Source organism: Clostridium sp. OM05-5BH (assembly GCF_003481505.1).
GTDB classification, from domain to species: domain Bacteria; phylum Bacillota; class Clostridia; order Lachnospirales; family Lachnospiraceae; genus Otoolea; species Otoolea fessa.
Window position 1 is genome coordinate 76232 of record NZ_QULJ01000002.1, and the last position, 14333, is coordinate 90564.

9 protein-coding genes are annotated in these 14333 nt (G+C 50.4%); 8 read left to right on the forward strand and 1 reads right to left on the reverse strand.

Annotation, left to right across the window (positions count from 1 at the left end; translation table 11 throughout):
* Positions 1–259 precede the first annotated feature (259 nt).
* Positions 260–1528 (forward strand): diaminopimelate decarboxylase, encoded by a 1269-nt coding sequence (locus DXB70_RS02875; RefSeq protein WP_118672618.1) that lies wholly within the window; start codon positions 260–262, stop codon positions 1526–1528.
* Positions 1529–1810: 282 nt separating this feature from the next.
* On the opposite strand, the gene DXB70_RS02880 is transcribed toward DXB70_RS02875, so the two are convergent.
* Positions 1811–2839, reverse strand: coding sequence for a 3-deoxy-7-phosphoheptulonate synthase (locus DXB70_RS02880; RefSeq protein WP_118672619.1), 1029 nt, complete (start codon positions 2837–2839; stop codon positions 1811–1813).
* A gap of 548 nt (positions 2840–3387) precedes the next feature.
* On the opposite strand from DXB70_RS02880, the gene DXB70_RS02885 reads away from it, so the two are divergent.
* The 7 genes from DXB70_RS02885 to addB all read left to right on the forward strand — a co-directional run bounded on the left by DXB70_RS02885 (position 3388) and on the right by addB (position 14317).
* Positions 3388–3876, forward strand: a complete 489-nt coding sequence (locus tag DXB70_RS02885; protein ID WP_118468093.1) for a TRAP transporter small permease — start codon at positions 3388–3390, stop codon at positions 3874–3876.
* Positions 3877–7239, forward strand: coding sequence for a TRAP transporter large permease subunit (locus DXB70_RS02890; protein ID WP_118672620.1), 3363 nt, complete (start codon positions 3877–3879; stop codon positions 7237–7239).
* A 225-nt stretch (positions 7240–7464) separates the two neighbouring features.
* The gene (locus DXB70_RS02895) at positions 7465–8037 is read left to right on the forward strand and encodes a cob(I)yrinic acid a,c-diamide adenosyltransferase (RefSeq protein WP_118672621.1); all 573 of its coding nucleotides are present in this window, start codon (positions 7465–7467) and stop codon (positions 8035–8037) included.
* 14 nt (positions 8038–8051) lie between these two features.
* Entirely contained in the window at positions 8052–8585 is a 534-nt protein-coding gene (locus DXB70_RS02900) for a hypothetical protein (protein WP_118672622.1), read from the forward strand.
* A gap of 298 nt (positions 8586–8883) precedes the next feature.
* Positions 8884–9222 (forward strand): DUF1292 domain-containing protein, encoded by a 339-nt coding sequence (locus DXB70_RS02910; protein WP_022358993.1) that lies wholly within the window; start codon positions 8884–8886, stop codon positions 9220–9222.
* A gap of 90 nt (positions 9223–9312) precedes the next feature.
* A complete protein-coding gene (gene rpoN / locus DXB70_RS02915) occupies positions 9313–10815 on the forward strand; it encodes an RNA polymerase factor sigma-54 (protein WP_118672623.1) in 1503 nt (500 codons plus the stop codon).
* Between the two features lie 34 nt (positions 10816–10849).
* Positions 10850–14317 (forward strand): helicase-exonuclease AddAB subunit AddB, encoded by a 3468-nt coding sequence (gene addB, locus DXB70_RS02920; protein WP_118672624.1) that lies wholly within the window; start codon positions 10850–10852, stop codon positions 14315–14317.
* Positions 14318–14333 lie beyond the last annotated feature (16 nt).

The window sequence follows — 14333 nt, forward strand, 5'->3', positions numbered from 1 at the left end:
TCGCATTTAAATACGGCAAATTCCTGCTGCCACCACGTTTTCTTACGGCACTTTCGGTTCCAAAAGTGCCTACCCGTGAACAGTAACAAAATACCGTCCAATTGTGGACGTTTTTTTGGAAATCAGTTGATAAAACACGGGTTTTGGTGTATAAATAGTAGCAGGACAAAGAAGTCTGGGCGTGCCGGGAGTAGTGTATGTTCCCGGTAGTCCAGACTTTTAAGTTTTATATGTAGATTTTAGTTCGGAGGATGTAAAAGTGGAGAAGAAACCATTTGTAACACGGGAGCAGCTGGAGGAGATCAAGAAAACATACCCGACACCGTTCCACCTGTATGATGAAAAGGGAATCCGCGAGAATGGCGAGCGCCTGATGCGTGCATTTTCCTGGAACAAGGGATTCAGAGAGTATTTTGCTGTAAAGGCAACACCGAACCCATTTGTAATTGATATTTTAAAGAAACTTGGATGCGGCGTGGACTGCTCTTCGCTGACAGAGCTTATGATGGCAAAGGCGATGAAGTACGATGGCGAGAAGATCATGTTCTCCTCCAACGATACACCGCCGGAGGAATTCAAGATGGCTGCCGAACTGGGCGCGATCATCAACCTTGATGATTTTACGCACATTGATTTCCTGGAGAAGACGATCGGTTATATTCCGGAGACGATCAGCTGCCGTTACAATCCGGGCGGACTGTTCAAGATCAGCAATGATATCATGGACAACCCAGGCGATGCGAAATACGGTATGACAACCGAGCAGCTATTTGAGGCATTCAAGGTGTTGAAAGCAAAAGGTGCGAAACATTTTGGTATCCATGCCTTCCTTGCAAGCAATACGGTTACAAATGAGTATTATCCGATGCTTGCGAAGGTATTGTTTGAGGTGGCGGTCAAGCTGAAAGAAGAGACCGGCGCAGATATTAAATTTATCAACCTGTCTGGCGGCGTTGGCATTCCTTACCGCCCGGATCAGGAGCCGAACGATATCTTTGCAATCGGCGAGGGCGTCCGCAAGGTTTATGAGGAAGTTCTGGTTCCGGCTGGCATGGGCGATGTAGCGCTTTATACAGAGATGGGACGTTTCATGCTGGCACCGTATGGCTGCCTTGTGACAACGGCAATCCATGAGAAACACACCTATAAAGAGTATATTGGTGTGGACGCGTGTGCAGTCAACCTGATGCGCCCGGCGATGTACGGCGCATACCATCACATCACGGTCATGGGAAAAGAGAACGAGCCGTGTGACCACAAATACGATGTAACTGGTTCCCTGTGCGAGAACAATGATAAATTTGCGATTGACCGGATGCTTCCGAAGATCGATATGGGCGATATCCTTGTCATCCATGATACCGGCGCACATGGTTTTTCGATGGGCTACAACTACAACGGAAAGCTGCGCTCGGCTGAACTGCTCCTGAAAGAGGATGGTTCCGTGGAGATGATCCGACGGGCAGAGACACCGAAGGATTATTTTGCGACCTTTGATTTCTGTGATCTGTTTAAGGATGTGAAGTAAAAAAGAGCGTTAAATTAATATAATGCAGGAAAGACGATTTTTATTGCATCGAAATGGTAAATCTTAAGAATTTCTTCATAATTTATTTAAAGAGAATACAAACATTTTGGAGATAGGCATGATATACTATAACCATAATAAATGCATGATACAAAAGATTTAATCCTTTAACCTTTTTGAAATCCGAATTCCTAACGAAAAAAAGTCCGGCGGAGCTTTTCCACCGGACTTTTTTTCTGCATATTTCTAATTTTGTAACTGTTCAGTACAGATACCTGTTTTTTATAATCCTTCAGCCATTTCATACAGCAGACGCTCGGAATCCTCCCATCCCAGACACGGGTCGGTGATGGATTTTCCGTAGATGTGTTCGCCAACTTTCTGGCTGCCTGGTTCGATGTAGCTTTCGATCATGACGCCTTTGACGAAGTTACGGATATCGTCGGAGTGACGACGGCTGTGGAGTACTTCCTTGACGATACGGATCTGCTCCCTGTATTTTTTGTTGGAGTTGGAGTGGTTTGCATCGATGATGCAGGCCGGATTCTTCAGATCACGCTCGTTGTAGAGGTCTAAGAGCAGCTTCAGGTCTTCGTAGTGGTAGTTCGGCAGGCACTGGTCATGCTTGTTGACAGCACCACGCAGGATGGTGTGGGTCAGCGGGTTGCCCTGTGTCTTTACTTCCCAGCTGCGGTAGATGAACTCATGACCGTGCTGTGCTGCGTGTACGGCGTTCAGCATGACGGAGAGTGCGCCACTGGTCGGATTCTTCATGCCGACCGGTACGTCGATGCCGCTGGCAACGAGGCGGTGCTGCTGGTTCTCAACGGAACGTGCGCCGACTGCAACATAGGACATAACGTCGGAAAGGTAGGTCAGGTTCTCCGGGTATAGCATCTCGTCTGCGGTCGAGAAGCCGGTTTCTTCGATCACACGCATATGAAGTTTGCGGATCGCGATCAGACCCTGGTATAAGTTTGGCTTACCTTCCGGATTTGGCTGGTGTAAAAGTCCCTTATAGCCGTCACCGGTTGTTCTAGGTTTGTTGGTGTAGATTCTAGGAACCAGAATCAGTTTGTCCTTCACTTTCTCCTGTACCTTGGCAAGGCGGTTTACATAATCAATAACCGCATCTTCCCGGTCAGCAGAGCACGGACCAATGATGACAAGAAACTTGTCGCTGTCGCCTGTAAAGACGTCACGGATAGCAGCGTCCTTTCGAGCTTTTTCTGCGGCCAGCTCCGGTGCCAGTGGAAACTGTGCACGAATCTCGTCCGGGGTCGGCAGCTTGCTGACATATTCAAATCCCATGAGTTTTATCCTCCTGTATTGTCTAAAAGATTTTCGCACTTTAAAGCGTATGATGTTTATTATAGTATAGAAAAATCAAATCATCAATAGGTTGAGGGAAAAGAATTTTATTTCTTTTATGCTATTTTTACGCAGCTTTTATTAAATAGACCGTAGTCTATAAAAATGGTTGACGTATTTATTAAAAAAGTGTAAAATATATTCCATATCAGCAATATTTAATTTTAGTTTGATATTGTTCCATATGAAAACGGAACCGTTCATGCCTCGATTGACTGAGAGCAAGGGCGCGGCGGTCACTGTTTTTGTACGAATCCCGCACAAGCGGGAGCAGCGTTTGTTTGTTTGGTGCTGCATATGTTTGCGTGTTTTCCGAGAAAAACAGAACATTTAGCAGAAATCTGGCACTTCATTCGTCCCTATTATCTGGGGGCGTTTTTTTATGCCTTAGGAAATTGCGTCCTATGACACAAAAACGTTCAGATGAATGCGTACAGCCGACAGAAATGTGGAAAAATGAGATACTTATTTTAGGAGGAGAGCGCAGTATGAAAGGATATAAAAAGCTGATGGATATTGTGGCGATGGTTGAGAAAACCGTGCTGGTAGTCACGATGCTCCTGATCCTTGTACTGACGGTGGGAAATGTATTTTCCCGTAAGGTGATTCACCAGTCCTGGTCCTTTACAGAGGAGCTGGTTGTTGCCATTTTCGTATTAATTACGCTGCTTGGCGCGGCGCTGTCTGCGCGTGAGGGCGGATTGGTAGGCTTAAATCTGGTAACAGAGCGTCTGCCTAAATCAGCAAAGAAGCCGGTCGTGATTCTGATTACGATCTTTTCGGTTCTCTTTATGGGAATCTTATTTTACTATGGCATGGACAAGGTACTGGCGCAGCTTGCGAACCAGAAACGTACCTTTGTGCTGAACTGGCCGGAGTGGATCTTCTGGTCCTTTGTACCGATCGGTTCGGCGTGCATGATTCTTCATTTTATCGAGTTCTGTCTCGATGAGTGTACGAAAAAGGAGGACAAATAAATGGTTAGCGCAGTTCTTTTTATTACCTTTTTCGTATTATTGGTGCTGAATGTGCCGATCTCCGTCTGTCTGGGACTTTCTTCCGCAGCGGCGATCCTGTATTCCGGTACTTCTTTAACGATTGTCGCGACGAATATTTACTCCGGCATCAGTAAATTCCTGCTGCTGGCGATTCCGTTTTTCGTATTATCCGGAAATATCATGGCGAAGGCGGGGATTTCCACGCGCCTGATCCGTTTCGTTGACACATGTGTCGGTCACAGAAAAGGCGGCATTGCGAATGTGTGTATCATCGTAGCCTGCTTCTTCGGCGCGATCTCCGGTTCCGGTCCGGCGACGGTAGCGGCTCTGGGTGCGGTCCTGATTCCGGCGATGGTAGAGCGGGGCGGTTTCTCCGCAGCCTTCTCGACGGCATTGATGGCAACTTCCAGTTCCATCGCGATCGTCATCCCGCCGAGTATCGCGTTTGTCGTATACGCGTCGATCACAGGGGTTTCCATCGGAGATATGTTTATGGCAGGCATCATCCCGGGTATCCTGATGGGTCTGGCTCTGGTAGTTGTCGTTATGCTGGAGGTACGCCGCAATCATGTCGTGCCGTCCACCGTAGAGAAAGCATCCGCAAAAGAGCGCTGGAACGCATTTAAGGATGCATTCTGGGGATTTTTGATGCCGGTCATCATTCTGGGCGGTATCTACGGAGGCATCTTTACACCGACCGAGGCGGCAGCCGTATCCGTTGTGTACGGTCTGTTTGTCGGTATGATTATTTATAAGGAAGTAAAATTTAAAGACCTGTGGGAAATTCTGATTGATTCGGCAAAGACCACCGGCGGCATCATGCTGATCGTAGCGTGTGCGTCGCTGTTCTCCTTTGTCTGCACCCGTTTCGGTATTTCGACGGCTGCTTCCGAACTGTTAGCAAGAGTGGCAGGCAACCAGTTTACTTTCTTGCTGATTTGTAACATTATTTTCCTGATCGCGGGCTGCTTTATTGATGCAAATTCTGCGATGTACATTTTCATCCCGATCATGCTGCCGGTCTGCAAGGCACTGGGCTACAACGTGATCGCATTTGGTATCATGGCAACGGTCAACCTGGCAATTGGTCAGGTAACACCTCCGGTCGGTGTCAACCTGTTTGTCGCGATCGGCATCAAATTAAGAGATGGTATCCGCGTAACGCTGCAGGAGATTTCCAGGGCAGTCGTTCCGATGGTAGCCGCTTCCATTGTTGTTTTACTGATAATTACTTATATTCCGCAGATTTCAACCTGTCTGCCGGCGGCACTGGGAAGTGCGGCAGCCATTGAAAATGGCGAGACAGCCGGAGGCGACAGCGGAACCACCCAGACAGACAATGACGATTTCAACACGATCGGCGATTACAGCGATCTGGATTGGGCGGATATGATCTGGAACTTTACGTGTTCCACAACCGAGACAAGCACCTGGGCACAGGCGGGACGCAAGTTTGGCGAGCTCATGGAGCAGGCGACCGGCGGCAAGGTCAAAGTAGATGTTTACGCAGCCGATCAGCTGACCGGTGGAAACCAGTCTGAGGGCATCCAGGCACTGAGGAACGGCGATCCGGTGCAGATTTCGATGCACAGCAACCTGATTTATTCGGCATTTGACCCGCGGTTCAATGTTGTATCACTGCCGTATCTGTTTGATTCTGTTGAGACAGCGGATGCAGTCTTAGATGGTCCGGCGGGCGACAAGCTGGTTGAGATCCTGGAAAGCTATGGCCTGCATTGTATGGGGATGGCGGAGAATGGTTTCCGTCAGCTGACCAACAGCGAACATCCGGTTCGTTCCGTGGAAGATATGAAGAACCTGAAGCTGCGTGTGGCTGGTTCGAACCTTCTGATGAAGTGCTATGAGCTGTGGGGCGCAGATGCGACCAATATGAACTGGTCCGAGACGTATACGGCGCTGCAGCAGGGCACGGTAGACGGGCAGGAGAACCCGCTTCCGGCGATTGATGCGGCGAGTGTACAGGAAGTACAGAAATATTTTTCCCTGTGGAACGCAAACTATGACTGCCTGTTCTTCTGCATCAATCAGAAGCTGTATGACAGCCTGACACCGGAGCAGCAGGCGGTTGTTGATGAGGCAGGCCGTAAGGCAGTTGCTTACGAGCGTGAGATCAACCGTGCAGGCGATGAGGAGATTCTGGATCGCTGGCAGACTAAGAACGGTGTGGAGGTGCTGAAATATGAGGATCTCGACATCGAATCCTTTAAGAAAGCAGCTGAGCCGGTAACGGAATGGTTTATCGGCGAACTGAAAACCCAGGGCTTTGATGATGCAGAGGATCTGGTAAACACCTTTACTGAAAATGCGGCTAGTGCAGCTAAGACGGCGGGCATTGAAAATTCTTCGACCTATCAGGTGGAAGATCATAGTGACCTAAACTGGCCGGAAATGACCTGGAACTTTACGTGTTCCACGACAGAAACCAGTACCTGGGCACAGGCAGGACGCAAGTTTGGCGAGCTCATGGATCAGGCAACGGGCGGCAAGGTCAAAGTAGATGTTTACGCAGCGGATCAGCTGACTGGTGGAAACCAGTCCGAGTGCATCCAGGCGCTGATGAACGGAGATCCGGTGCAGATTTCGATGCACAGCAACCTGATTTATTCGGCATTTGACCCGCGTTTCAACGTGGTATCGCTGCCGTATCTGTTTGATTCCGTGGAGGACGCCGACGCGAAGCTGGACGGCGAGGCAGGTCAGAAGATGGATGAGATTCTTTCTTCCTATGACCTGCATTGTATGGGTATGGCGGAAAATGGTTTCCGTCAGCTCACTAACGGCGTGCGCCCGGTTCGTTCCGTGGAAGATATGAAGAACCTGAAAGTGCGTGTGGCTGGTTCAAACCTTCTGATGAAGTGCTACGAGCTGTGGGGCGCAGATGCGACCAACATGAACTGGTCCGAGACTTACACGGCATTGCAGCAGGGGACGGTAGACGGACAGGAGAACCCGCTTCCGGCGAATGATGCGGCAAGCGTACAGGAAGTACAGAAATACGTTTCCATGTGGAATGCAAACTATGACTGCCTGTTCTTCTGCATCAACCAGGATATTTACGACAGCCTGACACCGGAGCAGCAGGAGGTAGTCGATGAGTGCGGCAAACTTGCCGTTCAGTACGAGCGCGAGATCAACCGTGCAGGCGACGATGAGATCCTCTCCAGATGGCAGTCCAAGAATGGCGTCGAGGTCATCCCGTATGAGGATCTGGATATCGATTCCTTCAAGGCGATTGTAGAACCGGTAACCGAGTGGTATATCGGGGAACTGAAAAAACAGGGTTATAAGGATGCGGAAGAGCTGGTTGCGGCATTCAAATAGAAAAATTAGAAGTTTGAAGTTAGAAGTTTGGTAAAATTGAATCATTGAGTTTGGTTTTCTGGCGGTTCTGGTCCTTGGGATCAGACCGCCAGATTGCGTATATGGGGAAATATTTCAATGTAAATTTTCAATCGGGCAAATATTGTGGTTGGCAGTTTGATATGATAAGATAGTTGGTATCGGTGCGCTGAAAAGCGAGATAAAAAGAAAGAAAAGGAAAAATATATGGGATGTGTACATCTGTACTGCGGCGACGGAAAAGGAAAGACGACGGCGGCGATCGGTTTGGCGGTCCGGGCGGCAGGAACGGGAAAACAGGTAGTTGCTGCCCGCTTTTTAAAAACGGACCAGTCTGGGGAGGTGGAGATTTTAAAGCGGCTCCCGGAGGTGACGTTGATTCCCTGTGAAAAAACATTTGGATTCACGTGGAAAATGACCGATGAGGTGAGGCAGGAGGCAGCGGATTATTATAAAAGTATGTTTGAGACAGCGTGCCGTGAGGCAGTGAAGCGGTGTGGGAAAACGGAGGATTCAAGAAGCAGGAAAATACAGAATAATGAAACCTGCGATGTTCTGCTAGTGTTGGACGAGGTCTGCGCTTCTCTTTCTTCGGGACTTTTGGAGCTGGTGGATATAGTGGATTTTCTGGATCACAGACCGGCGAATCTGGAAGTTGTGATGACGGGGCGGAAACCGCCGGAGGAGCTGCTTTTGCGGGCTGATTACGTGACAGAGATGGAAAAAATCAAGCATCCGTTTGACCGGAAAATCCTGGCGCGGCGGGGAATTGAATATTAGAGAGGGGACTCTGAATGGGATTTATAAAGAGAAAGCATCGTCCGGAGTACGCTACAGTGCAGCGGGAATGGGCAATGTGGGGAAAACAGATGGAAAAAACACTTCCGGGTTACGGGGAGCAGAATGAGACATTGCACTGGATGGTACGGATTCTGACGGGGGTGCGGGTTCTGTACTGCCTGTTTTATCTGATTATGACATTTGTCTATGGAATGGAGAAAACAAATGCGGTCATGACGCTTTTGGGACCGTTTATTTTTTATGGCTGGTATATGCTTATGCTGCGGGAGAGCCCGGTGCTTACGGTGTTGATGCTGATCGGGCGTGGGGCGAGTATCGTGTGGGGCGGCGTATCACTGCTTCAGATGAGCTGGTGGCTGCCATTTCCGCTGGTTTTTATGCTGGTGATGGCGGCGGCAATCGAATTTATCGAGGCGGTATTCTGCATCTATATGCTGTTTAACCCGCTGGCACGGCACACAATCCGCTTAAACCGGGCATTTGCACGTGGAATGCGCGTACAGGTGCCAGATGAGGTGCGGGAATAGATGGCGGCGTATCGGAATGAAGCGGCGATACTGTACACGGGTAGGCACTTTTGGAACCGAAAGTGCCGTAAGAAAACGTGGCGGCAGCAGGAATTTGCCGTATTTAAATGCGAAGCCACGGCGAATTCCGTTACTGGGCACGTATGCGTGAACAGTAACGAGGCGGCAGATGAAGAGGACAATGAGGAAGTCAAGTCTTGATTTTTACAGAATACTCTGATACAGTGGAGTCAAGACAGGATTCCGCCAACGGATCTTGTGGGACGTAGAAAAGGCATAGAAAAGAAAGAGGTAAAATATGGCAGATAATAAGAATATGACGCAGGAAGAGATTGACAACGGCGAGGAGATGACCGTGACTCTGACACTGGATGACGGCAGAGAGATTGAGTGTGTTGTTCTGACGATTTTCCCGGCAGGCGGTAAGGATTATATTGCCCTTCTTCCGATGGATGACATCGAGGCAGAGGACGGCGAGGTATATCTGTACCGTTACAGCGAGGATGAGAACGGACAGCCGAACCTGGAAAACATCGAGGACGACGATGAGTATGAGATCGTGGCAGATGCGTTTGACGAGCTTCTGGACGAGCAGGAATATGATGAGCTGGTCGGCGAGGACGAGCTGGATCAGTAATTAGGCAGGCAAAAGACAGGACGCCCAGGTACTTCGCAGGCAGAAACGGCGAGGCATCTGGGCGTTTTACATATTTTCAGGGGTGGTACGATGGAACTGAAACAGGAGTTAAAGCTCAAACAGACCTTGTCCCAGAAAATGATACAATCCGCAAATATTCTTCAGATGGGGCAGATAGAGCTGAAAGAGTACATAGAAGAGATGGCGCTGGAAAATCCAGTGGTGGATCTGGAAGAGCGGGAGCCGGAGAACGGACGGCTGGAAGAAAATGGAGAGCTGAACGAGAAAATCCGCAGACTTGAAGAACTTGCCAGCCTTGACCGCCAGAACCAGACTTATTATCAGGATGAGGAAGAAGAGGCGGGGCGATTAGAGCCGGGACGAAGCCAGGAGGGGCTTTTGGAATCACTTCTGGAACAGGCGTGTATGCTGCATCTGACGAAAAGAGAAGAAAAAATATTCCGCTATATGATCAAAAATCTGGATGCAAGCGGATATCTCAGCGTGAATTTTGGAGAACTCTGCGCTGGGCTGGGAATTGAGGAGACAGAAGGAGAACGGATCTGGAAAAATTTTGGCAGGCTGGAACCGTGTGGGATCGGGGCACGGTCGCTGAAGGAGTGTCTGTTGATGCAGCTGTCTTACCTGGCAGAAGACGGCGGCGCGGTGATTGATATTGTTCAGAATGGAACGATGCGAACCGAAATTCTGGCGGCACGCATCATTTCCAACCATCTGGATCTGCTGGGAAAAAACCAGATGAAGCAGCTTGCCCGTGCATGCTCCTGCAAGCTGGAGGAAGTGCTTCTGGCAGCAGCGCGGATCCGGGAGCTGAATCCCAAACCGGGAAGCGGATATGGGGATGAGAGCTATGATAAATATATTGTACCAGATATAATTATCTCACAGACGGAACACGGATTTGAAATGCAGCTTTCCGATGAGACACTGCCGCAGATTGCCATCAATCCGTATTATCTGTCATTGATGAAGCAGAAAGATACCGAGACGGAGGCGAAGGACTACATCGAGGGAAAAATCCGACAGGCTGAATGGGTCTGCCAGTGCATTGGGCAGCGCAATCAGACATTGTCGCGGCTGGCAGAAGAGATTTTGTGCGTACAGGGGGAGTTTTTTGCAAAAGGAAGTGGAAAACTGGCTCCGTGGACGCAGAAACAGGCGGCTAAATCGCTCGGGGTCAGCGAGCCGACGCTGAGCCGGACAGTGCGTGAAAAATATCTGCAATGCCGCTGGGGGATCTTTCCGCTGTCATATTTCTTTTCAAGACACCTGGCTGCGGGGGGATTCGGGATGACGGATAAGGGAAGAATGGCAGATCGGGAAGAGGCGGCGAATCAGGAAGAAACGGCGGTTCAGGCAGAAGTGGTGAATCGGATGGAAACAGGCAAAGATCCGCGGGAGGCAATCCGCCATCTGATCAAAACGGAAAATCCGAGAAAGCCGTTCAGCGACCGCGTGTTGTCAGAAAAACTGGCGGAAGCGGGGATCACGCTGTCGCGGCGGACCGTGGCGAAATACCGGGAAGAAATGGGAATCCGGGATGCATCCGGGCGGAAGTGCTTTGGTATCTGACAGAAAACATAGACAGAAAGACAGAGGGAAAACTATGTCATTGCAATTTATAATCGGTGGTTCCGGTTCGGGAAAGACACGGACATTGTATGAAAATCTGATCCGTCAGTCGATGGAAGAGCCGGACGGACGTTTTTTTGCTCTGGTGCCGGAACAGTTTACGATGCAGACGCAGAAAGAGATCGTGATGCTGCATCCGAACCATGGCGTGATGAATATCGATATTGTCAGTTTTGAGCGTCTGGCATACCGGGTGTTTGAGGAGCTGGCGATTGAAAATCTGGCGGTGCTGGATGATATGGGAAAATCGATGGTTCTGCGGCGCGTCTCATCGGGCGTCCGGGGAAATCTGCACCTGTTTGGAGGGCATCTGGACAAGGCGGGCTTTATCAGCGAGATCAAATCGATGCTGTCTGAGTTTTTCCAGTACGGCATCACGGAGGAAAAGCTGGAGACGCTGATCGGGGAGACGAAAAGCCCATTGCTGCGCCAGAAGCTTTTGGATATGCAGGTTTTATACCGGGCATTCCAGGCGTATACCGAGGAAAAAGTGATCGTAAAAGAAGAAATTTTAAGCCTTCTCTGCCGGGTGCTGCCGCAGTCACAGCTCATCCGCGACAGCGTTGTGACGCTGGATGGCTATACAGGCTTTACGCCGATCCAGTATGAGCTTCTGGAACTCTTATTCCGGTGCTGCCGGAAGGTGATCGTGACGGTCACGATGGATCCGGAGGACAACCCGTACCGCGAGAGCGTGCAGCAGAAGCTCTTTTACATGAGCCGTCATACCGTCTGCCGTCTGATTGACCGTGCTGCAGCTGCCGGATGCAGCCGGGATGAGGATATTTTGTTGAAAGAAAAACCAATGTGGAGATTTAAGGACAGCCCGGAACTGGGATTTATTGAAAATGAATTGTTCCGATATAGAGGAAAGGTGTATCATTCTGGGAGCGGGAACGAAAGCGGGGCTGCGGCTGAACACGGTCGGGAAAGCCTGCGTCTAATTGAAGCAGCAACCCCGCAGGTGGAAATCTCTTTCTTATGCGGAGAAATCCGGCGTTTGGTGGCATCGGAGGGCATCCGTTACCGGGAGATCGCGGTGATTACCGGCGACTTGGAGACATATTCGCGGGAGATTCTGAGGCAGTTTGAGAAGAATCAGATCCCGTGTTTTATTGATTATAAGAAAAATATTTTAAGTAACCCGATGGTGGAACTAATCCGGGCGGCGCTGGAGGTGCTGCAATCGGGCTTTTCCTATGAATCGGTGTTTCGATTCCTGAAAACAGGGCTGGTGATGCCGCTTGCGGGGCTTTCACCGGAAGTGATCTATCAGGCGGAAAATTATGTGATTGCGCTTGGAATCCGCGGGTTTAAGCGGTGGAACAGCACATGGGAGCGCGTGTACCGGGGGGCTGAGCTTATCAATCTGGATGAGTTAAATCAGTTCCGCGAGGCGGTTGTCACACCATTTCTGCCGCTTCGGGAGGTGTTTTCCAACCGCAAAGCAACGGTGCGCGAGCGGACGGAGGCGCTGGTCCATTTTCTCGAAGCACTTGAGATGGAGCAGAAGCTGGCGGCGATGGCGCAGCAGTTTGAAGAAGTAGGCGATATGAGTCTTGCCAAGGAGTACGGGCAGGTGTATGGGCTGGTGATGGATCTGTTTGACCGGATCGTGGCGCTTCTCGGCGAGGAGGTCATGGGACAGCGGGAGTATGCAGAGATTCTGGACGCCGGTTTTGCGGAGATCAAGGTAGGACTGATCCCCGCGGTCGTGGACCGGATAGTGGTCGGCGATATCACGCGAACCCGTCTTTCCAATATAAAAGTGTTGTTTTTTGCCGGAGTCAATGACGGGATAGTGCCGTCTGTTTCGGGACACGGCGGGATCCTTTCGGAGGCGGATCGCCGGGCGCTGCGGGAAATGCAGGTAGAATTGGCGCCGACCGCGCGGGAGGAAAGCTTTTTGCAGCGATTTTATCTCTATCTGGCGCTGACAAAGCCGTCGGACTATCTCTATCTGTCGTGTGCGGCGTCCTCTGCCGAGGGAAAAGCGATGCGTCCTTCGAGTCTGATGCTGCAGCTGCTTAAATTATTTCCGGAGAAACGTCTGGAACAGCCGGAGGAAGAGAAGGAAGCGCTCTGGTCGCCGGAGCTTGGCATGAGCTGGGTGCTTCGGGGACTGCAGGATGAAAAAAGCGGGGAAAATGACCAGTTTATATCGCTGTACCGATACTTTATTCAGGCAGAATCGTACCGGGATGAAATGCAGGCTCTCTCGGATGCTGCATTTTATACCTATCAGGATACGGGCATCGGGAAGGCGGCGGCGCGGGCGCTCTATAGCCCGATTCTGCGGGGCAGTGTGACGCGTATGGAGCTGTATGCGTCGTGTGCGTATGCACATTTTCTTTCGTATGGGCTGGAATTGTCGGAACGGCAGATGTACGAGATTGCCCCGTCGGATATCGGAAATCTGTTCCATGCGGCGATCGACATGTATTTCACGCGGATGAAAGAGGAAAATCGTCTGTTTTCCGGCATTTCGGAGGAAGACCGCCAGAAAATGGTGGCGGAGTGTGTGGCGTCGGTCACGGAGGAATACGGCAATGCGATTCTGGGAAGCTCGTACCGGAACCAGTATCTGGAACGGAAAGTATACCGGATCACGGATCGGACGATCTGGGCACTGACGGAACAGCTAAAAAAAGGTGATTTTGAGCCAGCCGGGTTTGAGGTCAGTTTTTCACCGATGGATCACCTGAGAGCGATGCGGATTCCGCTTTCAAGCGAGGAGGCGATCCATCTGCGCGGGCGGATTGACCGAATCGATCTCTGCGAGGATGGCGACCGGCTGTACCTTAAGATCATTGATTACAAGACGGGAAAAACGAAATTTGACCTGACGGATATTTATTATGGATTGCAGCTGCAGCTGGTTGTCTACATGGATGCGGCGATGGAGAAGATCGGGCGGGAATACCCGGATAAAACGGTGGTTCCAGCGGGACTTTTCTATTATCATATCGAGGATCCGATGGTGGAGCGCAAGCCGGTGGAGTCGGAGGAGGAGACGAATGCCGATATTTTGAAGGCACTGCGGATGAACGGGCTGGTAAACGGCGATCGGGAGGCACTGGCACATCTGGATAACCGGCTGGGCGAGGAGGCGACGGCGGATTCGGATGTTGTGCCGGTTTCGATTAAAAATGAGGCGATCGTTGAGCGGCGTTCGCAGGCGGCAGGGGAAGAAAAATTCCGTGTGCTGGGCGCGTATGTGAACCGGAAAATGAAGCATATGGGGCGGGAGATTCTGGATGGAAACATTGCGGCGTCGCCGTACAAAAACGGCCAGAAAACGGCGTGCGATTATTGCCCGTACCACAGTGTGTGCGGATTTGATTTGAAAACGGACGGCTACCAGTTCCGGCGTTTTGATAAGCTGAGCCCGGAGGAGATCTGGGAGAAGATGGAAGAAAAGGATAAGGAAACGGAACGGTAGATTTGTGTTTGGCTGT

Bases quoted from the DNA above. Each gene is read 5' to 3' on its own strand.
- addB (WP_118672624.1), top strand. From the start codon at position 10,850: ATGTCATTGCAATTTATAATCGGTGGTTCCGGTTCGGGAAAGACACGG.
- DXB70_RS02900 (WP_118672622.1), top strand. From the start codon at position 8,052: ATGGGATTTATAAAGAGAAAGCATCGTCCGGAGTACGCTACAGTGCAG.
- DXB70_RS02880 (WP_118672619.1), bottom strand. From the start codon at position 2,839: ATGGGATTTGAATATGTCAGCAAGCTGCCGACCCCGGACGAGATTCGT.
- DXB70_RS02885 (WP_118468093.1), top strand. From the start codon at position 3,388: ATGAAAGGATATAAAAAGCTGATGGATATTGTGGCGATGGTTGAGAAA.
- DXB70_RS02890 (WP_118672620.1), top strand. From the start codon at position 3,877: ATGGTTAGCGCAGTTCTTTTTATTACCTTTTTCGTATTATTGGTGCTG.
- rpoN (WP_118672623.1), top strand. From the start codon at position 9,313: ATGGAACTGAAACAGGAGTTAAAGCTCAAACAGACCTTGTCCCAGAAA.
- DXB70_RS02910 (WP_022358993.1), top strand. From the start codon at position 8,884: ATGGCAGATAATAAGAATATGACGCAGGAAGAGATTGACAACGGCGAG.
- DXB70_RS02895 (WP_118672621.1), top strand. From the start codon at position 7,465: ATGGGATGTGTACATCTGTACTGCGGCGACGGAAAAGGAAAGACGACG.